Here is a 25,587-nt window from a genome sequence, read left to right as displayed (position 1 = left end):
CGCCATGACGGCGCTCCCTTCACTCCGCTGTCCAGGCAGGATCACGCAACGCTCACCTGTCGGAACTGTGTGCGATGGATGCCGAAGCTAGGGCACGAAGGTGAACAGGGCGGCACTCCGGGGCCACCCCGCGCACCCGAAGCGGCTCACCGCAACCCACATGGCCTGGCCTTCCGCGTCTTCATGAAGGTGAATATGAGATGTACGTCACTCAAACAGCCGATGACCCTCACCCCACGGACGGCTGGACGAGCAGGGTGACCGTACGGTTGCGTTCCGGTGTGGTGTGCGGGCCGTTCTTCTGATCGGCGCTGACCAGCGAGAACGACGTCAGCGGCAGACCGCTCGCACGCGCCAGCCGGGCCGCGGCGACCTGCGCACGGGCGAGCGCCGTGGTCGATCCGCCCGCGGTGCGCCCGCCGGTGACCGGGACGGCGTGCCCGATCACCGTGACCGTGACGTCACCGGCATCGCGCAGCGCCCGTCCCACCCGGTCCAGCACGGCCCGGGAGCCGCCGCGCAGCGCGTCGTCGCGGACGAAGAGGCCCTCGTCGAAGACGACCCGGACCGCGTCGCCCTCCGCCCGCGTGGTCGCCCCCTCGACGGCCAGCAGGCGCAGCAGGCGTGCATCCGCGGAAGTGGGCGCCGACGGCGTGGCCGCCGACGAGGCCTTGGGCGCCGACGAGGCCTTGGGCGCCGATGTGGATGACGGCGCCGGGGCGGACGCCACCGCCGGCAGCGCCTCCGCGGACTGCGACGACGGCGAGGCGTCCAGCCGCTGGATCAGCAGCGCCGAGCCGGCCAGCACGACCACCACCCCGAGTGCCGTGCCACCCACGGTCACGGCCCGGCGGGTGGCACGGCCGGCGATCGCCTTACGGCCGGCCGCCGCGCCCTCGTGTGACGGGTCCGCGGCCAGCACCTTCGCCCACGCCGCGTCGGCCAGCTCGAACTCGCCGCGCTGCGCGTGCACCCGGGCCCGCAGGTCGAGCGCCGCCGGCGAGTCGCCGCCGAGCAGCTCGAGCGCGCCGTCGAGGTCGCCGGAGCGGGCGGCAGCGCGCGCCCGGTCCAGCTCCAGCTCCTCCGAGACAGCGACCGCCGTCATCGGAGCACGCCCCCGATCTTGCCGGCCACCTCGACCGGAAGCAGGCGCACGAGCCGCTGGTTGACCGCGTCCAGGGCCCGCGGGTCCTGGCCGGCGATCGCCTGCCGGCCCTGCGCGATCAGCACGTCGGCCTGCGCGGAGATGCCGATCTTCTCGTGCTCGACGCAGAGCATGAAGAACACCTTGACCGGCCAGTCCGGCGCCCGCCGCTCGACCTCCATGAGGAAGTCGTGCACCCGCTCGAGCTGCGCCTGGATGGCGGCCCTGTCGCGGGCGTCGATCGCCGTCTGGGAGCGCCGCCGCAGCTCGCCGACCTCACGGCGGTCGGCGTCGTCGGCGGCCAGCTCGTCGGCGGCCGACAGGGCCTCGCGCAGCTGCTGGATCAGCTCGGGCAGCCCGACCGCGTCCTCGATGACGTCGAGCTCGGCCTGCACGTTGCGCAGCCGGTCCTCGGCGGTGGCGGCGGCGCCCGCGTCCACCCCGGACGCCTGGACCTGTTCCCGGGCGCCGGTCATGGTGCCCTCCCGGTCGAGGGCGGCGAGCCGGTCGCGGGCGTCGTCGGAGTCACCGGAGGCGACCGCGCCGCGCAGATGCGCCATCCGGCGCTCGGCGTCGTCCAGCATGGCGGTCAGCACCACCGGGTCGGGGGTGCGCACGTCGTCGAGCGCGATCTCCGCCTCGAACTGCGTCTGGATCAGCGGCACGTCGGCGATGACCGTGACCAGGCTGGACGTGTCCACCTCGAAGGTCACCTCGACCTCGCTACCGGCGGGCAGGTCGATGCGCACGTCCTTGGGCCGGATCTCCAGCATGCCGACCTGCCGGTTGCGGTCGCCGCGCGGCCGTTCGCCCTGGACCACCGGGATGCGGATGACCGCGTCGGTGTCGGACCGGTTCAGCGGCGTCGACGTGCGGAACACCTCACGCTCGCGGGTCGGCAGCGTCGCGCCCTTGCGGACCAGTGGCGCGAAGGCCTTGTCGGCGAGCTGGATGCCGAGCGAGTGGGCGAGCCGCACACCGCCGAACTCCACCGCCCGGTGGGTGATCGTCAGGGCGTCGGGGGCGAGCTTCTGCGGCTCGCCCGCGACGGTGGTCAGCTCGACGGTGAAGCGGGCGGACTTGAGGTCGTCCACGTACACCTCGGTGGAGAACGCCCCGGACGCGTTCGGGGTGAGCGCGGGCGTACGGAAGTCCGCGTTGGTGATCGTCACGCGGTAGCCGGACCAGTCGACGGGCCCGGTGGACCGCAGCCGCCCGGCCACCGTCGGCGTGTTGATCGTCGTGGTCGGCTCGTAGGCCAGCTCGACCGCGAACTCGCCCGCCGCCGGCTGGTGCGTGGCCGTGGACGGCCGGCGCAGTGTGCTCGCGAAGATCGCCGCGCCGCGCGCCACCACGGTCGTCGGGTCCAGGCTGTAGTCGAGCGCGATGCCCAGGCCGTGTCCCGGGTCGGCGAGGCGCTCGCGCAGGCCGGGGCTGAGCGTCACGCCACCGACCAGGAGCAGCTTGTCGATGTCGTCGACGTCCAGGCCGCCCTCGGCGAGCGCGCCGCGGCACAGGTTGATCGCGCGGACGTAGAACGGCTCCGCGACCCGGTCGACGTCCTCGCGGCGCAGCGTGTGCTCGAAGGTCTCGGTCCCGCCGCCGGGCAGGGTGATGTCGAGCAGCACGTCGGCGGTCGCCCGCCGGGAGAGCATGATCTTGGCCTCCTCGGCCGCCCACTTGAGCTTGGCGAAGGCGGCGCGCCACTGCGGGTTGTCGCGCCGGAAGTCACTGAGGCCAAGCCCATTGATCACCGCCGGGGCGAGCAGCCGCTCGACCACGGCCCAGTCGATCAGCTTGCCGCCCAGGTACGGGTCGCCGGCGTGGTTGAGCACCCGCAGGTCACCGTCGCGCTTGCTGACCACCGCGGCGTCGAAGGTGCCGCCGCCGAAGTCGAAGACCATCCAGTACGCGTCCTCGTCGGCCTTCTGGAACCCGTAGGCGAAGGCGGCCGCCGTCGGCTCCTGCACCAGTGGGCAGGCGACCGTGAACCCGGCCATCGCCGCCGCCTCGCTGGTCGCCTTGTTCTGGTTGAGCGCGAACGCGGCCGGCACGGTGATCACGGCGGCGTCGGGCGCCTCGCCGGTGTGGTGGGCGGCGTCGGCGCGCAGCGACTTGAGCACCTCGGCCGACAGCTGGACCGGGCTCATCGCGATCCCGGCGTTGGCGAACGTGCGAGTCGCGTCGGCCAGTCCCATCTCGAGCTTGAACTCGCCGGCGGCGTTGCCCTGGTCGTGTTCCACCCGGTCGCGGGCGGCCCGGCCGACGTGCACGACGCCCGGCTTGGGGATCCACACCGCCGAGGGGGTGATGTCCCAGCCGTCGTTGCTCTTGACGACCACGGGCACGCCGTCCTCGACGACCGCGATCGCGCTGTTGGTGGTGCCGAGGTCGATGCCGAAGTCGATGGTGTCACGCATTGCCGCTCCCCGGGGTCGATTCTGTCTTGACGGGGCATCCGACGATGACCTGTCCCATCTGGATGCGCTCCTCGCGCAGGAAGACCGACGGGCGTACGGTCTCCGTCACGGTTTCGGTGATCACGTTCTCGTCGTCGTTGAAGACCAGCGCCTCCAGCGACCGTCCGGAGTGGAACGTCTCCCCGTCGTGGTCGCGGACCACCAGGCCCGCGTCGGTCAGTGCCTCCTGGCACATTCGCAGGTATCGGCCGGCCTGCCGGGCCTGCGCGCCGTCGTCGCCGGCCTGCTGGGCCAGCCTGCGCCGGGCCCGCCAGAGGTTGGTCGCGGCGGTCGCCAGCGACCTGGTGTCCAGGTCGGGCTCGGCCGCGGCGGCGTCCAGCTCGGCGATCAGGGCGGCCAGCCGGTCGTGCCGGGTGACCGGCCAGGTCGGCGGCGGTATCCGGAAGGCCCGGTGGTAGCGCCGCTGCCGCAGCTCGGTGCGAAGACGGTCGAGCCGTTCGCGAATCACATGATCACCCCTCGGCGCCAGAGCGTGAGTGTGTGCAGATGCCGGTCCCGCAGTCGCGGTGACAGGTTCACGGCCTCCTCCAGCAGGTCGGCGGCACGCTGCAGCGCGCCGGGCCGGCGCGCCATCGCGAAGGCCTCGTCGGCGAGGGCCTGGGCACGCGACCCGGGCCTCTCGGTGGCTTCCTTCTTGGGTACGTCGACCGCGCGCGCCGGCACGGACAGGGCGGTGCGCCGTGCCCGCAGCATGTCGGCGAGCGCCCGTCCGGTCGGCGGCCGGTCCTTCGGGTCCACCGCCAGGGTGGCCAGCACGATCTCGTCGAGGGCGGGGTCCACGTCGGAGTTGTAGGCGCTGGGCGGCAGCAGCGGGCGCTGGAACCGGACCATCGAGAACGAGGAGAACTGGCCGCCGTCGTGGTAGGGGATGTGGTTGGTGAGCAGCAGGAACGCGATCGTCCCGACCGACCACACGTCACTGGCGCACGAGTAGCCCTGATGCTTGAGCACCTCGGGCGCCATGAAGGCGTAGGTGCCCTGGGCGCTGGCCAGATGGGTGAACGGGTCGGCCCGCTTGGCCAGGCCGAAGTCGCTGACCCGGACCCGCATGCCGGTGCCGTCGTAGCCGATCAGGATGTTGGCCAGGGTCAGGTCGCGGTGCACGATCGGCGGGATCTGCGTGTGCGCGGCGGCCAGGCCCTCGGCGATCTGCTCGACGATCTCGACGACCAGGTCCACCGGCACCTGCGACTGGTAGGAGCGGGACAGCCGTTCCAGGCTGCCGCCGGCCACATACTCCATGGTGAAGAACCCGCGCAGTCCGGCCGCCGTCTCGACGATGTTCGCGTCGAACAGCCGCACGATGTTGGGGTGGCCCAGCGTCGACAGCAGTTGCGCCTCGCCGAGCATCTCGCGGGTCCTCTCCAGCGAGGCGACCTGCTTGAACAGCTTCATCGCCTGCCAGCCGAGATACTCGTGGCGGACCCGGTGCACCTCGGCGAACGCGCCCTCGCCGAGCAACCGGTCGATGACGAGCGTGTCGGTCACCCGGTCGCCGCTGGACAGCAGGGTCATGACACACCACACACGTTGAGGCGGTAGCCGATGCCCTTGACGGTCTCCAGGATCTCCGGCGCCGACGGGTCGGGCTCGATGCTGCGGCGCACGGCCCGCACCACCCCGGCCAGATCGACCCGGGTGTACGCCCGGTGCGAGGCCCACTCCTCCCGGGCCCCCCACAGCGCCGTGATCAGCTCGGCGTGGTCGCAGGCCACCGCGGCGCCGTCGGCACTGCGGCCGACCATGTAGCGCAACAACTGGTGCCCCTGCGGGCGCAGACCGGTCACCGGCGTCTCGACCCCGTTCACGATGCGGTAGGCGCGGGCCGACACCCAGTCGTACCGCAGGCTCGCGACCGGCCGCGGCGGAGGCGGCAGCGCGCCGGCCGGCGCCTGCTGGGTGGTGTGCGGGTCGAGGAAGAGGAGCTGCCAGTAGAGCGGCTCGCCGTCGGGGGTCATGTCGCCGAGGATCAGGATCACGTCGCCGTGCTGGACGCGTCGCCGGCCGAGCAGCCGCTCGGTGGTGTCACGTGAGCGCAGCAGGGTTCCGTTGACGCTGGCGTTGTCGGTCACCATCCACACCCCTTCCACCAGATCGAGCGAGCAGTGCAGCCGGCCGACCCAGCGTTGCGGGTCGGGGCTGAGCACCACGTCGGGAGACTGCTCGGGGGCGCGGCGGCCGATGGTCACCGCGTCGCCGTCGAGCTCGATGCCACGGGTCACGCCGTCGGGCGACGTGATCCGCAGCGCTACCGTGCCGGCCACACGACCCTCACGGCGGTCTCGGCCCGCGCCGGGTCGTCGACCGACGTGGTGACACTCACCGCGGGCGGCGGCGCGGACCGGTTGTCGCCGTCGCAGTCGGCGAGGCCGAAGCAGACGCCGAGCAGCAGCGCGCCGATGGTGATGATCCCGCCCCACGGCACGTCGCTGCCGCCGCTGTCGGCACCGGCGCTGACCCGCACGCCGGAGGACCTGAGCTGCGCTGTCACCCGATCGATCTCGGCCACCGCACCCGGCAGGTCGGCCAGCCGGACCCGCATGTGCGCCGCCAGGTTGCCGGCGGCGGCGTGCTGCCCCGAGCGTGCCAGGTAGGTGATCTGGTCGAGCAGGTCGGACAGTCCCTGGGCGTTCTCCCGGAACGCCTCCCGGTTCTCCCGGATGGTCGCCCTGGTCTGCGGGTTGATCGCCAGCGCCTCGGCGTCGTTGAGCAGGTCGTCGTAGCGGTCGTCGAGTGGACCGCACTGCTCGAAGATGCGGTTGGCGCAGTTGTTGTACGCGATCGCGACCAGCTCGCAGGCGTTGGCCGTCCGGCGGAACTCGTCCGGCGGAAGCATGGCGCGCAGGCGCAGGAGCGTGACCGGCAGGCTTCTGGTGTTGTCGATGGCCTCGGTGAGCTCGCCTTCCTCGAGCAGCTCCCGCGTCTTGCGGACCCCGTCGTCGATCTTCTCGTAGAGCGGGCCGGCCGCCTCGACCAGCATGTCACCGGCCAGCTCGCCCTGCCCCGTCCAGCCGCGCACGCAGCGGGCCAGCGGCTCCGGATTGTCCGACGCGACGGCGAGCGCGACCAGTGGCCGCAGCAGCGCGGCGGGCAGCCCGGCCCGCAGCTCGTCGACGACCGTGTCGTCCAGCCGCCGGTCACCGAGCCGGCCGGCCCGGTGGCGCATGTGGTCCCAGGTGGCGTTGCGCCGCAGCACCCCGTCCCACAGGCGGGCCGCCTCGGACCAGAGCCGGTCCAGATCGGACCGGTCGGCGCCCGGCGGGTCGAGCTTGCTGAACTCCTGATCGAGCGCCATGCCGTGCGCGATCGTCGCCTTGTCGTGCTCGATGTGCAGCGACGACGGGCACGCGCAGTCGGCGCCCGGGACGTCCCACAGCCAGAAGAACTCGTCGATCAGCCGGTAACGGGGCTCCTCCAGCAGCCGGTCGAAGGCCGCCCGCACCTCGTCGGCATCCACATCGGACGGGATCCGGTCCACATCGGCGCCCATGCTCATCGCCGCGACCACCTGCTGACGGCGCTGACGGATCGCCCGATGATCGGCGGTCGTCGGCAGCCCGGTGGCCCGGAAAGCGTTCAGGCGGAAGAGATCCGGTCCGGCGGCGGTCCGCAACACGTCCGCCGTCGTCTCTGCCATTCGTCCCCACCGACCTTTCGCGCCGTCCGTCACCCAGGATCCCAGTCTCGTACCTGCACCCGCGACCATGCGATGGAAAGGGGTTGGAATTCGTGTGGACGGCAGGCTTCGACCGCCGTCCACCGTAGACATCGGCCGCCAGTTCGAATGCGGCGGCCCGGGTGGGTCAGGCGGGGTTCCCGCGGGTCAGGAACGCCTGCATGGCCTGCTGTGCCTCGGGGCTCGCGAAGAGCTCGGCCGAGCGCTCGGCGGCTTCCCCGCCGTCGCGGTCGATGCGGGCGACGAGACCGGCGGTGAGCAGCCGCTTCGTCTCGGCGAGGCCCTGTGGGCGGCCCTTGAGCAGCTCGGCGAGGGCGTCCATGACCGCGGCCTGCAGGTCGGCGTCCGGCACGCACCGGGTGACGAGGCCGATCGCGGCGGCCTCGGTGGCGTCGAAGGTCCGTCCGGACAGGAAGACGTCGGCCGCCGCCCGGGGCGTCAGTCGCTCCAGCAGGCTCAGCGAGATGACGGCCGGGGCGAGCCCGAGACGGACCTCGGTGAGCGCGAACGTGACGGACTCGGCCGCGATCACCATGTCGGCCGCGCCGACCAGACCGAGGCCCCCGGCGCGGACCGGGCCGGCCAACTCGACGACGACCGGCCTGGGCAGCGTGGCGATCTGACGCTGCAACGCGACGATGGCCCGCGGCCCTTCGCTGGTCATGCCCGCTCGGGCCTCGCTGAGATCGGCGCCCGAGCAGAACACCCGTCCGCTGGACCGCAGGAGCACGGCGCGGACCTCGGGGTCCTGCTCGGCAGCCGTCAGGTGACCGCTCAGCCCGGTCAGCAGCCGCCTGCTCAGCGCGTTGCGGTTGTGGGGGCTGTCCAGGGTGATGGTGGCGATGCCGCCGGCGACGGTCAGGTGGACGAGCGAGGGGGTCATTCCGGGTCTCCCGGTCAGTACGAGCGGGGCAGTTTGAGGGAGGACTGTGCGATGAAGTTGAGGGCCATCTCGCGGCTGACCGGGGCGATCCGTGACAGCCGTACGTTGGCGAGGGCCTGGACGAGGCCGTACTCGACGGCCAGCCCGTTGCCGCCGTGGGTCTGGATCGCCTGGTCGACGGCCTTGCAGGCGACCTCGCCGGCGGCGTACTTGGCCATGTTCGCCGCCTCGCCGGCCGCGAGCAGATCACCGGCCGCGTCGAGGGCGGCGGCCTTCTGGGTCAGCAGGCGGGCCGCCTCGATCTCGACGTGGATCTGGGCCAGGGGGTGGGCGATCGCCTGATGGGTGCCGATCGGCGTGCCCCAGACCTCGCGCTGCCCGGCGTAGGCGACGGCCTTGCGCAGCGCCCACCGTGCGGTGCCGGTGGCCTGCGACGCCGCCATGATCCGCTCGGGGTTGAGGCCGGCGAAGAGCTGGTCGAGTCCGGCGTCCTCCCGGCCGACGAGCGCGTCGGCGGGCAGCCGGACGTCGTCGAGGAAGAGACCGAACTGCTTCTCGGGCGAGACGAGCCCGGTCTCGATCGGCCGGCGGACGAGCCCAGGAGCGTCGGTCGGCACCATGAACAGGGCGGGCTTGAGCTTGCCGGTGCGGGCGTCCTCGGTGCGGGCGACGACGAGGACGTGGCTCGCCTCGTCGACACCGCTGATGTACGTCTTGCGACCGTCGAGCAGCCAGTCGTCGCCGTCGCGGCGGGCGCGGGTGATGATCTGGTGCGCGTTCGAGCCGGCATCCGGCTCGGTGATGGCGAAGGCGTAACGGGCCTGCCCGGTGGCCAGCCCCGGCAGCCATCGTCGCCTCTGCTCGCCGGTGCCGGAACGGGCGATGATCGTGCCGACGATCGCGGGCGACACCACGAGCAGCAGCAGGGGGCAGCCGGCGGTCGCCAGCTCCTCCACGACGGCTGCGAGATCGCCGATGTCGCCGCCGCCCCCGCCGTACTCCTCGGGGATCGACACTCCCAGGTAGCCGGCCTCGGCGGCGTCGTCCCAGAGCTCGGTGGTCTTGGCGCCCCGGGCCGCGGCCGCGTAGAAGTAGGAATCGCCGTACCGGCTTCCGAGCTGATGGACCGCCTCACGCAGGTCGCGGCGCTCCTGGGACTCGACGAAACTGGTCAATGGATCTCCTCGATGACGGCGAGCACGGCGCCCGCGACGACCTGCCGGCCCGCACTGGCGGTGAGCGCGGTGACGGTTCCGGCCGTGGGCGCGGTCACCGTGTGCTGCATCTTCATGGCTTCCAGGACGACGATGGGGTCGCCCTTGCCGACGACGGCGCCGACCTCGACCGATACCGCGGTGATCGTGGCCGGCATCGGGGCCAGCAACGAGCCGGCGGCGACCGTCTCGGCCGGGTCGACGAAGGTGGGGACCAGCTCGAAACCGACGGAGCCGTACGGGCCGTCGACGTCGACCGCATCGCCCGCGACGGTGACCCGGTAGGTCTCCCGGACCGGGCCGTCGCTCAGGACGACCCGGTCGCCCCGCACGTCGAGGACGTCGACGCCGGCGACGAAGTCCGACACCAGCCGGTGGCCCGTCGACGCGTAGGTCACGGCGTACTCCTGCGGCCCGCGCCGGTACACCCGCTGCCGGGGCCGGCCGGCGGCGTTGCGCCACGCGGCGGGGATCCGGCCGAGCACCGGCGCCGTCGCCGCGACCCGGGTGGCCTGCCCGACGGCGGCGGCGAGCGCGGCCTTGGCGACCGACCGCGGGTCGGGGCCGCCGGTCCAGCGGTCGAGGCGCTCGTCGAGCAGGGTGGTGTGCATCCGCCCGGCGGTGAACTCGTCGTCGGCGATCACGGCCCGGAGCAGATCGAGGTTGGTGACGACGCCGTGCACCCGTCCACGCCGCAGAGCGTCGTCGAGCAGGCGGATCGCGGCGTCGCGGTCGTCGGCGCAGGCTATGACCTTGGCGAGCATGGCGTCGTAGTGGACGCTGACGTCGCTGCCGTCCTCGATCGCGGAGTCGACCCGTACCCCGTACCGGTCCGGCAGGCCGAAGGCGACGCCCGGGAAGTCGAAGGTGCGGATGCGGCCGGTCTGCGGGGCGAACCCGGCGGCCGGGTCCTCGGCGTAGAGCCGCACCTCGATCGCGTGGCCCGAGATCGCGGGCGCCGGGCCGGGCAGGGGCCGCCCCTCGGCCACGGCGATCTGGTAGGCGACCAGGTCGAGGCCGGTGACGCATTCGGTGACCGGGTGCTCGACCTGCAGGCGGGTGTTCATCTCGAGGAAGTAGACCCGGTGGGAGTCCACGAGGAACTCGACCGTCCCCGCTCCGCGGTAGCCCACCGCCCGTGCGGCGGCCCGGGCCGAGTCGTGCAGCACGGCGCGGGTGGCTTCGGACAGGTGCGGGGCGGGCGCCTCCTCGACCACCTTCTGGTGCCGGCGCTGGATCGAGCAGTCGCGGTCGCCCAGCACCCAGATCGTGCCGTGGGTGTCGGCCAGGATCTGCACCTCGACGTGCCGGGCGGTCGGCAGGTACGGCTCGACGAAGACGGTGCCGTCGCCGAACGCGGACGCCGCCTCCCGCTCGGCCTCTGCGATCTGCCCGGGCAGCCGGTCGAGTGACGCGACGATCCGCATCCCCCGGCCTCCCCCGCCCGCCGACGCCTTGACCAGCAGTGGCAGGTCGGACGGTGTGACGGTGGCGAGGTCGACCTCGAGGATCGGCACTCCGGCGGCGGCCATGATCCGTTTGGCGTCGATCTTGCTGCCCATCGTCTCGATGGACTCCGGGGCCGGGCCGATCCAGATGAGGCCGGCCGACTCGACGGCGCGGGCGAAGCCGGCGTTCTCGGAGAGGAAGCCGTAGCCGGGGTGGACGGCGTCGGCGCCGGCCGCCCGTGCCGCCTCGATGATGAGGTCACCGCGCAGGTAGGTGTCGCCGGGCGCGTTGCCCGGCAGCCGGATCGCCTGGTCGGCGTCGCTGACGAACGGGGCCGTGGCGTCGGCGTCGGAGTGGACGGCGACGGTGGCGATGCCGAGCTCGCGACAGGTACGGAACACCCGGCGCGCGATCTCCCCGCGGTTGGCGACCAGAACCTTGCGGATCACTGACTCTCCTTCACAGGCGGAAGACGCCGTAGCCACGGGCGCCGGCCACCGGCGCGCTGTGGATCGCCGACAGGCAGATGCCGAGGATCGTGCGGGTGTCCCGCGGGTCGACGACGCCGTCGTCGTAGCCCAGCCCGGACGTGAAGTAGGCCAGCGACTGCTCCTCGACCTGCTTCTCGACGAGGGCGCGCATCCTGGCGTCCCCCTCGGCGTCGAAGGGCACCCCGCGGGCCGCGGCCGCCTGCTGGGAGACGATCGAGATGACCCCGGCGAGCTGAGCCGGGCCCATCACCGCCGACTTGGCGCCGGCCCAGCTGAACAGGAACCGCGGGTCGTACGCACGGCCGCTCATACCATAGTTGCCGGCCCCGTAGGACGCGCCCATCACCACCGACAGGTGCGGGACGGTCGAGTTGGACACCGCATTGATCATCTGGGCGCCGTGTTTGATGATGCCGCCCTGCTCGTACTCGGCGCCGACCATGTAGCCGGTGGTGTTGTGCAGGAACAGCAGCGGCGTGTCGCTCTGGTTGGCCAGCTGGATGAACTGGGCGGCCTTCTGCGCCTCCGGGCTGAACAGCACGCCCTGCGCGTTGGCGAGGATGCCGACCGGATAGCCGTGCAGTTGCGCCCAGCCGGTCACCAGCGACGCCCCGTAGAGCGGCTTGAACTCGTCGAACTCGCTGCCGTCGACGATCCGGCGGATCACCTCACGAGGGTCGAAGGGGACCTTGAGGTCGGCCGGGACGATGCCGAGCAGGTCCTCGGCGTCCAGCAGCGGCTCGGCGTAGCCGGTCCGGGGGGCGGGCCCGGCCTTGCGCCAGTTGAGCCGCCGCACGATGGACCGCCCGATCCGCAGCGCGTCGAGCTCGTCGACGGCCAGGTAGTCGGCCAGGCCGGAGGTGCGGGCGTGCATCTCGGCGCCGCCCAGCGACTCGTCGTCGGACTCCTCACCGGTGGCCATCTTGACCAGGGGCGGGCCGCCCAGGAACACCTTCGCGCCGCCCTTGACCATCACGGTGTAGTCGCTCATGCCCGGCACGTAGGCGCCGCCCGCGGTGGAGTTGCCGAACACCAGGGCGATCGTGGGCCGGCGGTCGGCGCTGGCCACGGTCAAGTTGCGGAACACCGCGCCGCCGGGGATGAAGATGTCCTTCTGGGACTGCAGATCCGCGCCACCGGACTCGACCAGGGTGACGGTGGGCAGCCGGTTCTGCTCGGCGATGCGGTTGGCGCGGAAGATCTTCCGTACCGTCACCGGGTTGGAGGATCCGCCTTTGACCGTCGGGTCGTGGGCGATGATCAGGCACTCGACGCCCTCGATCACGCCCAGACCGGTGACCACCGAGCCGCCGACGGTGAAGTCGGTCCCCCAGCCGGCCAGGACGCCCAGCTCCAGGAACGGCGAGTCGGGGTCGATGAGCAGCTCGATACGCTCGCGGGCGGTCAGCTTGCCGCGCCGGTGATGCCGCTCGACGGCCTTGGGGCCACCGCCGGCCAGGGCCACGGCCTGCTGCGCCGCGAGGTCGGCGACGCGTTCCAGCATCGCCTCCCGGTTGGCGGCGTAGCCGGGCGAGGTGGGGTCGACGCTGGTCTTCACGCGAGAAGCTCCTCGGGCAGGGTCACCACGCGGGCGCGCAGCCATTCACCGACGGCCTTGGCCTGCGGGTCGAAACGGGTGGACGAGGCGACACCGTCACCGAGAAGTCCGTCGATCACGATGTTCATCGCGCAGAGGTCGGGCAGCGCGTGGACGTCGACGCCGAGCCCCGCCGCCTCGGGAAGGAGCCGTGCGACGGCGTCGGGTGTCAGCCAGGCGCGCAACCACGCGTACGCCTCGGCCCGCCGGGGATGGCCGGCCGGAATCCACACCCCGACGTTCGCCGTTCCGCCCTTGTCCCCGGAGCGGGCGAAGACGAGGCGGCCCAACGGCACGGCGACCTCCGACCCCAGACCTTCGGGGGTACGGCCGAAGGCGTCCACCGTCTCCTCCGGCAGGTCCGCGGTGACCGGTGGCGGCGCGATGTCCAGTGCGGTGCCGTCGGGCCCGACCACGACGTGCGGCACCAGCTCCTGATCCAGGTACACGGCACGGTAGATCCCGAACGGGGTGCCCGCACCGGGCGGCGCCGTCACATGGAAGCCCGGGTAGGACGCGAGCGCCAGCTCGACGGCGGCGCTGCTGAACGCGCGGCCGGCCACGGCCGGGTCCGGGTCCTTGACGTGGCAGCGCAGCACCGCGGACGCCGTGGACTCGGTGGCGGGGTCGGCGTGGTCGGTGCGGGCGAGGTCCCAGACGATCTCGGCCGGTGGCCGTGCGGCGAGCGCCTGTGTCATCTGCCGGCGGACCCAGGCGTCCTTCTCCTCGATGTCCAGGCCGGTCAGCACGAACTCGACCGTGTTGCGCCAGCCGCCGGCGCTGTTGAGGGCGATCTTCGTGGTCGGGGGCGGGGCGGCGCCCCGGACCGCGGTGATGCGCACCCGGTCCGGACCGGCCTGCTCCAGCTCGACGGTGTCCAGTCGCGCGGTCACGTCCGGGTTCGCGTAGAGGGGCCCGGCCACCTCGTACACCAGTTGTGCGGTGACCGTGTCGACGGTGACCGCGCCGCCGGTGCCGGGGTGTTTGGTCACCACGGCCGTGCCGTCGTCGCCGACCTCGGCCAGCGGGAAGCCCAGCGGGCGGGTGGTGTCGACCGTGGCGAAGCCGGAGAAGTTCCCGCCGGTGGCCTGCGTGCCGCATTCGAGGACGTGGCCGGCGACGACCCCGGCCGCCAGACGGTCGAAGTCGGTGCGCCCCCAGCCGAACTCGGCGATCGCGGGTCCCAGCGTCAGCGACGCGTCGGTGACCCGGCCGGTGACGACGATGTCGGCGCCGGCCTCGAGCGCACGGGCGATCCCGAAGGCGCCGAGGTAGGCGTTGGCGGTCAGCGCGCCCCGCCAGCCGTGTGCCTCGGCCCGGCCGATCAGGTCGTCGCCCTCGACGTGGGCGACGGCCACCTCGACGCCCTGCTGTGCCGCGAGCGCCCGGACGGCCCGCGCGAGCCCGGCCGGGTTGAGCCCACCGGCGTTGGTGACGATCCGGACCCCGCGTCGGCGGGCCGGCGCGAGACAGTCGGCGAGCTGCCGCAGGAACGTCTTCGCGTAGCCGAGCGACGGGTCCTTCCGGCGGTCGCGGCCCAGGATGAGCATGGTGAGCTCGGCCAGGTAGTCCCCGGTCAGATAGTCCAGCGGACCGCCGTCGAGCATCTCGGCCATCGCCGAGAAGCGGTCGCCGTAGAAGCCCGAGCAGTTCCCGATGCGGATCGTGCGCATTGTCCGGCTCAACACCTCAGTGTGTAGGGGGTGATCGTCACACTAAACTTTCTGACAAAGTAGTCAAGTACCTTCTGACAAAATAGTCAGGTCAGATCGTGAGGGGTGCCAGATGGGAAGAGCGCGGACCAACCCCGCACCGGCGGCGCCGGCCACCGCCCGGGGCCGGCGGACCCACGACGCGCTGATCGCGGCCGGCCGGGAGGTCATCGAGGAGCACGGGTGGGCGGGGTTCACACCGGAGGCCGTCACCCAGGCCGCCGGGGTCTCCTACGGCACCTTCTACACGTACTTCGAGTCCAAGGACGACCTGTTACGCAAGATCGTGCAGGCGGCGGCCGACGAGATGATCACCGCGAGCCTGGTGCCGGAGACCCTCGACGACCCGTACGCGCGGATAGTCGAGGCGAACCGGCGGTACCTGGCCGCCACCGGCCGTGCGGCGAAGGTGCTCCGCATGGTCGAGCACGGCGCCTACCTCGACGACACACTGCGCGGCCTGCTGCTGGAGATCCGTGAGTTCTACGTCGGCCGCAGCGCCGAAGGCATCCGCCGGTTGCAGGCGGACGGGCTCGCCGACCCCGACCTCGATCCCCGCCTGACGGCGATCGCGCTCGGCGGCATGGTCGAGCAGGTCGCCGTGATCATCAACGAGCTCCGCGAGCCCCTCGACACCGAGCGGATGGTCGACCACCTGTCCCGGCTCTGGGCGTCCGCCATCGGCCTGCGGAAGGCCTGAGACACCGACGGCGCCCGCCGTTGGCGCCCCTCGTCGTCCCCCGGACGGCGAGACGCGAATGGCGCCTGTCGTCGTCCCACGGGCGGTGAGACGACAGCAGGCGCCATGTCGAAAGGTTCCGGGAGCCTCCGGCGGAACCTCGCGCGTCAGTGCGCCACGGCGACGACCGGGGCGGTCTGGTGAACGGGCAGGCGGTGCGGCCGGACCACCAGGAAGCAGACCAGCGTCGCCGACAGCATGCCGCCGAAGACGACGATCGCCATCGCCACCTCATCGACCCCCAGCACCCCGACGAGCGGGGCGGCCAGCGCGCCGACACCGAACTGGACCGCGCCCAGCAGCGCCGCCGCGGTCCCGGCCGCCTCGCCGTGCCGGGACAGCGCCAGAGCCGGGGCGTTCGGCATGGCGAAGCCGACCATGGCCAGGACCAGCCACAACGGGATCAGGATGCCGGCCAGGCCGCCGACCCCGGTGACCGCCAGGACCAGCAGCACCAGCCCGAACACCAGGCCCGCCATCAGCGACGCGCTCATGATCTGCTGGGGCTGCCACCGGCGCAGCAGCCGCACGTTGAACTGGGTGGCGCCGATCAGCCCAACCGCGCCGCCCGCGAAGATCAGGGCGAACTGCTGCTCGCTCATGCCGTACCCGTCCTGGAAGACATACGACGAGCCGCTCACGTAGGCGAACAGCGCCGCCATGGCCAGCCCCGCCACCAGGATCAGCCCGACGTAGACACGGTCGGTGAGCAGCCGGCCGTAGTCACGGACCGTACCGAGAACACCGCCGCTGCGACGTGCCGCCGGCGGCAGGGTCTCCGGCAGGACCAGCGCCGACACCGCACTGATCGTGACCGCGACGACGGTCAGCACCACGAACACGCCTCGCCACGACGTCCAGTTCAGCACCAGGCCGCCGATGGTCGGGGCGAGGATCGGGGCGACACCGACAACCAGCATCAGCCGGGAGAAGAGACGGGCGGCGGCGTTGTCGGCGAACAGGTCGCGGACCATCGCCATCGCCACGACGGCGGCCGCCGAGGCGCCGAAGCCCTGCAGCACCCGCAGCGTGCCGAGGACGGCCACGTTCGGCGCGATCACGCAGAAGACCGAGGCGAGGATGTGCACCGCGATGCCGGCGAGCAGCGGCCACCGCCGGCCGAACGCGTCGGAGAGCGGGCCGACCAGCAGCTGACCGAACGCCAGGCCGACCAGGGTCCCGGTCAGCGTGAGCTGCACGGCCGCGGCGCTGGTCTGCAGTTCACTGGTGATCGCCGGCAGCGATGGAAGGTACATGTCGATGGTCAGCGGCCCGAGCGCGGTCAGCAGGCCGAGCACGAGAACGATCCGGAAGCGGCGCCCGGCCGGGAGCAGCTCGCCTGGCGAGAGGTCGTCGTCGGGCGGGGTCAGGGTGCGAGTTGAGGCCACCTCACCGACAAGTCGGCCCCCACCGGGGTTCTTCCGGATGGCGGCCGATGGTAACAGTGGTCACAAAACGACGGTCCGGGCCCGCGCGGGGCGGGCGGCCTGCACACCGGGCGTCTCAGCCGGCGACGGCACGGACCCTCTCCGACAACTCGGCCCACAGGGTGGGAGCAGCGCCGATGGTGAGCTCGGTCGAGTAGTCGGGCCCGCGGCCGCCGAGGGTCACCCCCGCCTCGCGGGCGATGAGCGCGCCCGCCGCGATGTCCCACAGCTTCGTGTCCAGGGCCAGGCCGCCGTCGAGCCGGCCCGCGGCCTGGTAGACCAGGTTCAGGGCGGCCGGGATCCGCCGGATGTCACCGGAGACCGGCAGCAGCTCACGCAGCACCCGCCCGGCACGCTCCTTGGTCGCCGGGTTCGGCTGGAAGCTGACACCGATCAGCGCCTCGGCCAGCGGCGGCCCGCCCGACACGCGCATCGGCCGGCCGTCGAGCAGCGCCCCGCCGCCGTCGACGGCACTGAACGTCTCCCCCGCGGCCGGATCGTGGACGACCGCCATCCGCGGCTCGCCGCCCTCGTAGAGGGCGATGCACACCGACCACGGCCCGGTCCGGCTCACGTAGTTGCGGGTGCCGTCGAGCGGGTCGACGATCCAGCTCCAGCCGCTGCCACCGGCCCGCCCGTGCCCCTCCTCGGCCTGCACGGCGTCCTCCGGCCAGGCCTCCAGGACCGCCTCCACGATCAGCTGCTCGCTGGCGATGTCGACGTCGGAGACCACGTCGTTGGCGTGCGCCTTGGGGGCGCCCATGCGCAGGGTGTCGCGCCGCTCCAGTTGCAGCCGCCCGGCCCGGACTGCCAGACCGGCGGCGAGCTCACGGGCGGCGTCGAGATCTCTGGTCATCACCGGCCAGGCTAGCGGCCCGCTCGAACCCGCCGCACCCCCACCACCGAACGGGCCCGCTACGCGGACGACGGCTGGGCGACGGCGGGCCGGTCGAGGGTCCAGCGGAGTTGGAAGGCGAGGGCGACGGCCATCAGAGCGGCCGGGACCACGGTGAACCCCAGGAGCAGGGCGGTGTGGGCCGATTCCGGCTGGACCACGCTCCGGCCGCCGGTGGTGGCGACGAAACCGCCCAGCGCCAGCACGGCCGAGTACAGGTAGGGACCGACGGCGGTTCCGGTGGCCTCGGTGGCGGTCCACACCCCGGTGTACGCGCCCGCCCGCGTGTCGCCACGGGCCGAGGCGGCGGCGACCGCGTCCGGGACCATCGCGAACGCGAACAGCTGCAGCCCGGCGAAGGCGATCCCGAGGACGGCCACCACGAGCAGCGCCGGAACGGTCCCGTACCCGAGCAGCGGCGCCAGCGACCCGGCCACGAACACCGCCTGCGAGACGACCAGCCCCCGCTGCTTGCCGATCCGCCGCGACACGACGGCCCAGACCGGCCCGGCGATCACCGCCGGACCCAGGAACGCGCCCATGAACACCGCCGTGAGCGCCGTGTCCGCGAAGACGTACTCGGTGTAGAACGGCAGAGCGGCCAGGAACAGGTGGGTGGTGGTGCCGGTGAACAGGTAGGACAGCACCAACGCCCGGAAGTCGCGGTCGCGCCGGGCCACGGCGACGTCGGCGAGCGTGGAGTGGGACCGGGCGGGCGGCCGGAACCCGGCGTGGGCCGTGAGGCGGCGGACCCCGGTGACGGCGACCAGACCGGAGACGACCATGACCGCGGACAGCAGCAACGCCATCCGGGCGTAGTCGCCGCGGCCACCGCCGGCGACCAGTGCCGGAGCGGCGACACCGGCACCGAGCAGCCCGAGGGTCAGGAACAGCATGCGGACCATGAAGACGCGGGTGCGCTCGTGGTAGCCGACCTCCAGATCCGACGGCGTCGTCAGGTAGGGCACCTGGAAGCAGGCGAACAGCAGGTTCCCAGCGATGAACCAGCCGCCCACCCACAGCGCCGCCCCGGCACCGGACAGCCCGGCCGGCACCGCGAACATGCCGGTCATGGCGACGGCGAGCACGATGCCGAAACGCAGCATGCCGAGCCGGTGGCCGGTCCGGTGAGCGTCCCGGTCGGAGCGGCTGCCCAGGTACGGATGCACAACCACATCGATGACCTTGGGCAGGAGCAGGGTGAGGCCGGCGAGCGCGGGCGGCACCCCCAGCGTGTGGGTGAGGAAGTAGAGCAGCAACAGGCCGGGCACGGTCACCCAGACGCCCATGCCGATCGACCCGGTGGCGTACGCGACGAGATCCCCTCGCCGGACGCTCACCGCGCGTCCCCGTGCCGGGCGACGACACCGGCGGCCAGGGTGGCCTCGCCGAAGGCCCCGGACCGGACCCGCCCGGCGAGGGTCCGGGCGACGATCCGGTCGGTCAGCGCCGGCAGGTGACGGGCCAGGAAGAACTCGACCGCCCCGCGACGGGTGGTCGGCATGTCGCGGCGGGCCCGTCGGCGCACCGCGGCCCGCACGACGGTGTCGACCACACCGTCGAGTGGCTCGTACCGGCTCATGCCCTCGAGGGAGAGGCCCGCCTCGGCCGTGGAGTCGTGGATCGGGCTGCGCACGGCGGACGGGTAGACACAGGTGACGCCCACATGCGTCCCGATCTCCAGGCGCAGGGCGTCGGCGTACGCCACCAGGGCCCTCTTGGACGCGCCGTAGGCCGCCGCCAGGGGAAGCTGCATCACCGCCATCCGCGAGGAGAGCATGACGATCCGGCCGCGGGAGGCGACCAGGGCGTCCACACAGGCGGCGGTGACCCGCCAGGTGCCCAGCAGATTGATGTCGAGCTGCCGCCGGGCCTGCTCCCCGGGTGGCAGTTCGGCCGGGGCCGGCCCGCCGACTCCGGCGTTGTTGACGAGCAGGTCGAGACCGCCGAGCAGGGCGATCGCCTCGGACACGGCGGCGCGCACCGCGTGGTCGTCGGTGATGTCGCAGGGCAGGACCTCGACCGGGTCGTTGACGCGGGGCGCGCGGTCGAGGCCGACGACCCGGGCGCCGAGGCCGTCCAGGCGGGCGCAGATCGCCCGGCCGAACGTCCCGGACGCGCCGGTGACCAGGACACGCATGCCGCGGGGGTCGCGGGCGCTCATCGGGGGCCTCCTCGGGCGATCTCGCGGTGGAGCTCGGCGACGTAGCGGTCGAAATCGACACGCAGGTGCGGGCGCGCATGCTCGCCCCACCGGGCGACGGCGGCACGCAGGGCCCCTGCGACGGCGCGGCGCTGCTGATCGGCGGAGGGCAGGACATAGGACCCGGAGAGGTACGCCGCGACGAGCTCGGCCTGCGCCTCGACGACCGGGAGCGCCGCGCCGGTGGACTGCATGAGCCCGACGAACGCCAGTGTCGGGTCGTCGAGGTGGAAGACCCGGCGGTAGAGCGGCAGTGCCTCCGGGTCCGGGCCCCGCCACCGCGCGGACAGGAACGGGATGTCCACGCGGTAGCCGGTGGCCCACACGATGACGTCGACGGCGTCGATCGTCGCGTCGGTGAACACGACCTTCGAGCCGTCGAGACGCTCGATGCCGGGCCGCGCGACGACCTCCCCGTGGGTGAGCCGGTGCAGGATCGTGTCGCTGACGGTCGGGTGGTTGCGGAACAGGCCGCCGGACGGGGCGGGTAGCCCGTACCGCTGAGGGGTCCCGACCGCGACCCGCAGCAACGTCTCGGCGATCGCCTGCCGCCACCGCCAGGGAAGGCCCGCGATCGCCCCGCCGGTGGCGTCCGCCGGGCGCCCGAACAGGTATTTCGGCACGATGTGGACGCCGCGCCGGGCGGAGAGCAGCACCGGGCCGCGGGCGGTGTGCGACGCGTCGACGGCGATGTCCATGGCCGAGTTGCCCATGCCGACGACCAGGACCCGCCGGTCCCGGAACACCTCGGGGGTGCGGTAGTCGTGCGCGTGCATCTGCAGGCCGTCGAAGTCACCGGGATAGCCCGGATCCGGCCGTCGCGGCACCCGGTTGTGGCCGTTGGCGACGACCACGGCGTCGAACCGCTCGGCGTCGCCGTGGTCGGTGGTGACCGTCCAGGACGGCTCGACGCGGGTGACGGTCGTGCCGAACCGGATGTGCGGCGTGAGCCCGAACCGGTCGGCGTAGTCGGCGAGATAGCCGGCGATCCGGGCGGCGGACGGGTAGTCGGGCCAGTCGGCGGGCATCGGGAAGCCGGCGAACTCGGTGCGGCCCTTGCTGGTGTTCAGGTGCAGGGAGGCGTAGGTGTCGGTCCACAGGCCACCGGGCCGGTCCCCGCTCTCGTAGCCGACGGCCTCGCACCCGGCGCCGAGCAGGGCCTTGAGGGTGGCCAGGCCGGCCGCCCCCGCGCCGATCACGGCGACACGCATGGAACCTCTCCTACCGACGTTGTGGCGCTGGCCAAACCGTAGGCGTCGGCGGCCTGCCGGAACATGGTGTGGACCACGCCGTTTGCCGTCACGGTTGTGGGCCGCCACAACGGCACGGCAGCATGACGGCATGAACGACGGCTGGGCCGGGATGGTCGACCTGATCGAGCGGGTGATGGGCGCCGACGATCTGCTGCCGTCGGTGATCTCCGGGGTCCGCGCCACCGTGCGCGAGGTGGCGGTGCTGCCGCCGTCGGACATCGCCGGGCACACCCGCGCCCTGCTGACCGCCGCGACCCGGGCGCTGGCCGACCGGCGCGGCCCGACCGAGGCCGAGCTGTCGTTCGTGGAGGAGCTGGGCGTGACCCGGGCCCGGCAGGGCGTGCCGATCGAGGCGGTTCTCGGCGCCATCCACGTCGCCGAGCGGGCCGTCTGGGCGCGGGCACGCGAGATGGGCCGGGCCGAAGGGGTCAGCGCCGAGAGGCTGCTGGACGCCCGCGAGCTCTACGACGACTGGGCCGACGCCGTCCGCGGCCGGCTGATCTCCGCGCACCGGGCCACCAAGGCGCTCGCCGATCCACGCCCGGTCGGGCGGGACGCGGCCATCCTGCGGCGGCTGCTGCAGGGCGGGTCGGCGGCGGCGCTGGCGGTCGCCGAGGCGGGCCTGCCGGTCGCCGACGGGCTGTGGGTGCTGGTGGCGCGCCCCGGCTTCGACGAGCGGGCGCTGCGCGACCAACCGCCGGTGGTGTGCGCGGTGATCGACGGCCTGTTCGTCGGGGTGCTGTCCCGGGCGCCGTCGGTGCGGCACGCGACAGCTGGTCTGGCCGGGCCCGCCGCACCGGACGAGATGGCGCCGGTGCAGCGGCTCGCCCTGGCCGCGCTGGCCACCGCGGAGACGACCGGGCGGACCGGGGTGGTGCACATCGCCGACGTGGCCTGGCAGACGGCGCTCGCCGGCCGCGCCGATCTGGCGGCGGCGCTGCTCGACCGGCACCGGCAGGCGTGGGCGAGCCTCGGCCCCAACGCCGAGCCGGTCGCCCACGCCGTACTGGCCTGGCTGGACAGCGACCGGGACGTCACGATCGCCGGCGGGCGGATCTTCGTCCACCCGAACACGGTCCGCAACCGGGTCCGACGCTTCGCCGAGGTCACCGGCATCGACCCGGCCGGCACGTCCGGCGCCGTCGACGCCTGGTGGCTGTGCCGCACCTGGCTGCGCGAGGCGACCTGACCGGCCTTTCAAAAGATCAACAAGCGACGCGGGTACGCCCGGACCTCTGCTTCCAGGTGCACCTGTCGTAGGTCTTCCCGGCCTTGTTCCTCAGCACCGCCCGTGTCGGCCCACGCCGGGTCGGTTGACCGGCCGGTACGCCCTGCCCGAGCGGTCGTGTGCAAGGCTCTCCGGGTGACTCTTCCCGGGCGCCTGGAGTACCGGTCGGCGGCCGGTCGGTGGGTGCTGCTCGCCACCGTCCTCGGCTCCAGCCTCGCGTTCATCGACGCGACCGTCGTCAACATCGCGCTGTCCGAGATCGGGCGGGACCTCGGCGCCGACAGCGCGGGCCTGCAGTGGACGGTCAACGGCTACGCCCTCAGCCTCGCCTCGCTGGTGCTGCTCGGCGGCTCGCTCAGCGACCGGTTCGGCCGGCGGCGGATGTTCCTCGGCGGCGTCACCTGGTTCGCCGTCGCCTCCCTGCTGTGCGGGCTCGCGCCGAGCGTCGAGCTGCTGATCGCCGCCCGGATCCTCCAGGGCGTCGGCGGAGCGCTTCTCACCCCCGGCGCGCTGGCCATCCTCGAGGCATCGTTCACGCCCGGGGACCGCCCGAAGGCGATCGGCGCCTGGTCGGGACTCGCCGGCATCGGCGGGGCACTCGGCCCCTTCCTCGGCGGATGGCTGGTGGAGAGCGGCAGCTGGCGGCTCATCTTCCTGATCAACGTGCCGGTGGCCGCGGTCGTGCTGTGGGTGGCCGGGCGGCATGTGCCGGAGTCGCGCAACCCGTCGGCGGCCCGCTCACTGGACATCGCCGGGCTGCTCACCGGAGCGGCCGGCCTGGGCGGGCTCACCTACGGCTTCACCGCGTGGCCGGAGCACGGGCCCGGCCACCCGGCCGTCATGGCGGCGCTGGCGCTCGGCGTGGCCGGGATGATCGCGTTCCTGCTGGTCGAGCGGCGTTCCCCGTACCCCATGCTGCCGTTGGGGATCTTCCGGTCCCGGGCGTTCTCCGGCGCCAACCTGGTGACCCTCCTGGTCTACGCGGCCAACGGCGGGGTGTTCCTGCTGGTCGTGGTCAACCTCCAGGTGGTCGCCGGCTTCTCGCCGCTGGCCAGCGGGATCGCGCTGCTCCCGGTGACCGTGCTGATGCTCCTGCTCTCGGCCCGCGCGGGCGCTCTCGGCCAGCGAATCGGCCCGCGGATCCCGATGGCGGCCGGTCCGCTGGTCTGCGCGGCGGCCCTGGCCTGGCTGTCCCGGGTCGGCGCGAACGCCTCCTACACGGCTGACGTACTGCCGCCGGTGATCCTTTTCGGGCTCGGGCTGTGCCTGCTGGTGGCTCCGCTGACCGCGACCGCTCTCGGCGCGCTCGACGACGCCTACGCCGGAATCGCCTCCGGCGTGAACAACGCGGTGGCCCGGGCCGCGAGCCTGCTGGCCGTCGCGGTGCTCCCCCTGGCAGCCGGCTTGGGTACGGGCAGCCTCACCGACCCGGCCACGCTGGCCCCGGTCTACCGCAACGCGATGACGATATGCGCGGCCCTGATGCTCGTCGGCGGGGTGCTGGCCTGGTTCCTGATCCCGAACCGTCTGGCCGCGCACACACCGGTCACGACGTTCTGCGACCCGTGCAGCCCGCCGGTCCACCCGGCCGAGGACCGCCACACCACCGGCCGACCCCAGCCGAGCGATCCCGCTCCCTGACCCGGCTTCATGGCGCCGCGCCCCTGGCAACCGCACTCTCGGCGCCGCGCACCCGGGAACCGCGCTGCCTGACCCGGCTCGCCGGCCTTGGTCGCGACCGCGGGTCCCACAACCCGCTCCCTGACGACGCGCTCCCGGCGCCGCACATCCGGCAACCGCGCTCCCCGCAACCGCGCTCCTGGCGCCGCGCACCCGGGAACCGTGCTCCCCGCAACCGTGCTCCTGGCGCCGCTCTACCTGATACCAGACTCTTGGCGCCCCACTCTCGGCGCCGCACGAGGGACCGGGACGGTCAGGAGCCCTGAAGCGGCAGGACGAAACGGCGCGACGTCTCGCGGCTGTCGGTGAACCCGAGGCTCTCGTAGAACAGGTGCGCCGACTCCCGGTGGTTGCTGCTGTTGACCTCCACGAACAGGCACCCCGCCGCTCGGGCCCGCTGCTCCGTGGCGTGGATCAGCATGCGGCCGACACCGCGGCCCCGGACCGCCTCGTCGACGACCAGCGCCGCCAGCCGCCCGAACTTGCCGGTCACCTCCAACAACGGGGTGATGTGCAGAGCCGCCATGCCGACCAGGCTGCCGTCGTCGTCGGCCCCGAGCAGCGCGCCCGCCCGGTCGCCGAGCCAGTAGTCGAGGCGCTGGCGAACCTCCCGCTCGGCCGACGGGAAGCCGAGCTGATCGAGCAGGACGGCGAGGCGCGCCGCGTCACCGTGGTGGATCGGCCGGATGTGCATCCCACGACCTTAAGCTCCGGAGATCACCGGCGGGCCTACGGTGCCGGGCACCCGGGCGATCCCTCTCCGCCCGGCCTACCGCTACTTCCCGCCCAACCCACTGCCACCCGGCCCACCGCCACCCGCCCGGCCGACACGTCCACCGCCACTCGCCCGACCGAGCAACCCCGACCGAGCAGCCCCCACCGAGCAAACCCCACCGGGCAACCTCGACCGAGCAACCCCGAGGCCGAACCTCAGACGTCGATCGGGAATGTCCTAGCCTTCCGCCACCGTGCGGGGCCACCAGGCGTCCGGGTCGGTGGTCCGGATCTCGGCGAGCAGGGTGCGGCCCGCCTCGGTCGTCACCGACTCGGCGAGGTAGTCCTCCCAGCGTTCGCGCAGTGCAGGGCGGTCGGAGAGGCTTTCGCGGACGTGCAGCACAGAGTCCAGGATGTCGGCGTCGCGGGCCAGGCGGGCCTCCTCGGTGTCCTGGGACAGCCACTGGGCGGCCCGGGAGCGGATCATGTCGCGAACGGGGGCGGGCAGGGCCGCGGTCTGGTCGTCGATCACCCGGCGGAACGGTTTGGGCTCGTCCAGGTAGCGGCGGGTCAGGTGGTGCATGTCGCCGAGACGGGCCTCCGGCAGGTCGTGCAGCAGGGCCAGGGCGGCGGCCCGGTCGGGGTCGGCGCCGGCCATCGCGGCGAGCGTCATGGCGATGACGGCGGTACGGAACGAGTGATCCGCCACCGACTCGCGGCCGGGAATGCGGGCGAGCGCCCATCCGGTGCGCGCGGTTCGTTTCAGCGCGCCCACCTCGTACAGGAAATCGGCGGTGTGCAT

At 73.0% G+C, this 25,587-nt stretch carries 21 protein-coding genes; 3 read left to right on the top strand and 18 right to left on the bottom strand.

What is annotated here, in order from left to right; translation table 11 throughout:
• Positions 1-229: 229 nt before the first annotated feature.
• From ACQPZW_RS22910 to ACQPZW_RS22860, 11 genes are all read right to left on the bottom strand, one after another.
• Positions 230-1,105, bottom strand: a complete 876-nt coding sequence (locus ACQPZW_RS22910) for a tetratricopeptide repeat protein (RefSeq protein WP_433796973.1) — start codon at positions 1,103-1,105, stop codon at positions 230-232.
• Complete coding sequence (locus tag ACQPZW_RS22905) at positions 1,102-3,564, bottom strand: Hsp70 family protein (protein ID WP_433796972.1); 2,463 nt, start codon at positions 3,562-3,564, stop codon at positions 1,102-1,104. The genes ACQPZW_RS22910 and ACQPZW_RS22905 overlap by 4 nt, the downstream gene beginning before the upstream one ends.
• Positions 3,557-4,072 carry a hypothetical protein gene (locus ACQPZW_RS22900; protein ID WP_433796971.1) on the bottom strand — a complete coding sequence of 172 codons (516 nt, stop codon included), beginning with the start codon at positions 4,070-4,072 and terminating at the stop codon, positions 3,557-3,559. Before ACQPZW_RS22900 ends, ACQPZW_RS22905 begins: the two co-directional genes overlap by 8 nt.
• Complete coding sequence (locus tag ACQPZW_RS22895; RefSeq protein ID WP_433796970.1) at positions 4,069-5,139, bottom strand: serine/threonine-protein kinase; 1,071 nt, start codon at positions 5,137-5,139, stop codon at positions 4,069-4,071. Before ACQPZW_RS22895 ends, ACQPZW_RS22900 begins: the two co-directional genes overlap by 4 nt.
• Entirely contained in the window at positions 5,136-5,888 is a 753-nt protein-coding gene (locus ACQPZW_RS22890) for an FHA domain-containing protein (protein ID WP_433796969.1), read from the bottom strand. The genes ACQPZW_RS22895 and ACQPZW_RS22890 overlap by 4 nt, the downstream gene beginning before the upstream one ends.
• Positions 5,873-7,261: a hypothetical protein gene (locus tag ACQPZW_RS22885; protein WP_433796968.1), complete on the bottom strand. Its 1,389-nt coding sequence runs from the start codon at positions 7,259-7,261 to the stop codon at positions 5,873-5,875. Before ACQPZW_RS22885 ends, ACQPZW_RS22890 begins: the two co-directional genes overlap by 16 nt.
• Positions 7,262-7,427: 166 nt before the next feature.
• A complete protein-coding gene (locus tag ACQPZW_RS22880) occupies positions 7,428-8,183 on the bottom strand; it encodes an enoyl-CoA hydratase family protein (RefSeq protein WP_433796967.1) in 756 nt (251 codons plus the stop codon).
• A 14-nt stretch (positions 8,184-8,197) separates the two neighbouring features.
• Positions 8,198-9,358 carry an acyl-CoA dehydrogenase family protein gene (locus ACQPZW_RS22875; protein ID WP_433796966.1) on the bottom strand — a complete coding sequence of 387 codons (1,161 nt, stop codon included), beginning with the start codon at positions 9,356-9,358 and terminating at the stop codon, positions 8,198-8,200.
• On the bottom strand, positions 9,355-11,295 hold the full coding sequence (locus tag ACQPZW_RS22870) for an acetyl/propionyl/methylcrotonyl-CoA carboxylase subunit alpha (protein ID WP_433796965.1): 1,941 nt from the start codon (positions 11,293-11,295) through the stop codon (positions 9,355-9,357). Before ACQPZW_RS22870 ends, ACQPZW_RS22875 begins: the two co-directional genes overlap by 4 nt.
• 10 nt (positions 11,296-11,305) lie before the next feature.
• On the bottom strand, positions 11,306-12,841 hold the full coding sequence (locus ACQPZW_RS22865) for an acyl-CoA carboxylase subunit beta (protein ID WP_433797598.1): 1,536 nt from the start codon (positions 12,839-12,841) through the stop codon (positions 11,306-11,308).
• 50 nt (positions 12,842-12,891) lie between these two features.
• On the bottom strand, positions 12,892-14,607 hold the full coding sequence (locus ACQPZW_RS22860) for an acyclic terpene utilization AtuA family protein (RefSeq protein ID WP_433796964.1): 1,716 nt from the start codon (positions 14,605-14,607) through the stop codon (positions 12,892-12,894).
• Between the two features lie 112 nt (positions 14,608-14,719).
• Here ACQPZW_RS22860 and ACQPZW_RS22855 point away from each other — a divergent pair, with 112 nt between their 5' ends.
• Positions 14,720-15,346, top strand: a complete 627-nt coding sequence (locus ACQPZW_RS22855) for a TetR/AcrR family transcriptional regulator (protein WP_433796963.1) — start codon at positions 14,720-14,722, stop codon at positions 15,344-15,346.
• A 146-nt stretch (positions 15,347-15,492) separates the two neighbouring features.
• Here the strand turns inward: ACQPZW_RS22855 and ACQPZW_RS22850 are convergent, their stop codons facing one another.
• From ACQPZW_RS22850 to ACQPZW_RS22830, 5 genes are all read right to left on the bottom strand, one after another.
• The gene (locus tag ACQPZW_RS22850) at positions 15,493-16,773 is read right to left on the bottom strand and encodes a multidrug effflux MFS transporter (protein ID WP_433796962.1); all 1,281 of its coding nucleotides are present in this window, start codon (positions 16,771-16,773) and stop codon (positions 15,493-15,495) included.
• 115 nt (positions 16,774-16,888) lie between these two features.
• Positions 16,889-17,668, bottom strand: a complete 780-nt coding sequence (locus ACQPZW_RS22845; RefSeq protein ID WP_433796961.1) for an inositol monophosphatase family protein — start codon at positions 17,666-17,668, stop codon at positions 16,889-16,891.
• A 59-nt stretch (positions 17,669-17,727) separates the two neighbouring features.
• On the bottom strand, positions 17,728-19,047 hold the full coding sequence (locus ACQPZW_RS22840; protein ID WP_433796960.1) for an MFS transporter: 1,320 nt from the start codon (positions 19,045-19,047) through the stop codon (positions 17,728-17,730).
• Positions 19,044-19,871, bottom strand: coding sequence for an SDR family NAD(P)-dependent oxidoreductase (locus ACQPZW_RS22835; protein ID WP_433796959.1), 828 nt, complete (start codon positions 19,869-19,871; stop codon positions 19,044-19,046). Before ACQPZW_RS22835 ends, ACQPZW_RS22840 begins: the two co-directional genes overlap by 4 nt.
• Positions 19,868-21,121: a flavin-containing monooxygenase gene (locus tag ACQPZW_RS22830; RefSeq protein WP_433796958.1), complete on the bottom strand. Its 1,254-nt coding sequence runs from the start codon at positions 21,119-21,121 to the stop codon at positions 19,868-19,870. The genes ACQPZW_RS22835 and ACQPZW_RS22830 overlap by 4 nt, the downstream gene beginning before the upstream one ends.
• Before the next feature lie 130 nt (positions 21,122-21,251).
• On the opposite strand from ACQPZW_RS22830, the gene ACQPZW_RS22825 reads away from it, so the two are divergent.
• Positions 21,252-22,352: a helix-turn-helix domain-containing protein gene (locus tag ACQPZW_RS22825; RefSeq protein WP_433796957.1), complete on the top strand. Its 1,101-nt coding sequence runs from the start codon at positions 21,252-21,254 to the stop codon at positions 22,350-22,352.
• Positions 22,353-22,526: 174 nt separating this feature from the next.
• Entirely contained in the window at positions 22,527-24,032 is a 1,506-nt protein-coding gene (locus ACQPZW_RS22820; RefSeq protein WP_433796956.1) for an MFS transporter, read from the top strand.
• A gap of 292 nt (positions 24,033-24,324) precedes the next feature.
• On the opposite strand, the gene ACQPZW_RS22815 is transcribed toward ACQPZW_RS22820, so the two are convergent.
• Both ACQPZW_RS22815 and ACQPZW_RS22810 read right to left on the bottom strand, forming a co-directional pair.
• Positions 24,325-24,765 (bottom strand): GNAT family N-acetyltransferase, encoded by a 441-nt coding sequence (locus ACQPZW_RS22815; protein ID WP_433796955.1) that lies wholly within the window; start codon positions 24,763-24,765, stop codon positions 24,325-24,327.
• A gap of 258 nt (positions 24,766-25,023) precedes the next feature.
• The gene (locus ACQPZW_RS22810) at positions 25,024-25,587 is read right to left on the bottom strand and encodes an HD domain-containing protein (RefSeq protein ID WP_433796954.1); all 564 of its coding nucleotides are present in this window, start codon (positions 25,585-25,587) and stop codon (positions 25,024-25,026) included.

The organism is Actinoplanes sp. CA-252034, from assembly GCF_050956125.1.
Lineage (GTDB): Bacteria > Actinomycetota > Actinomycetes > Mycobacteriales > Micromonosporaceae > Actinoplanes.
This window is presented reverse-complemented; position numbering and strand designations above follow the sequence as displayed.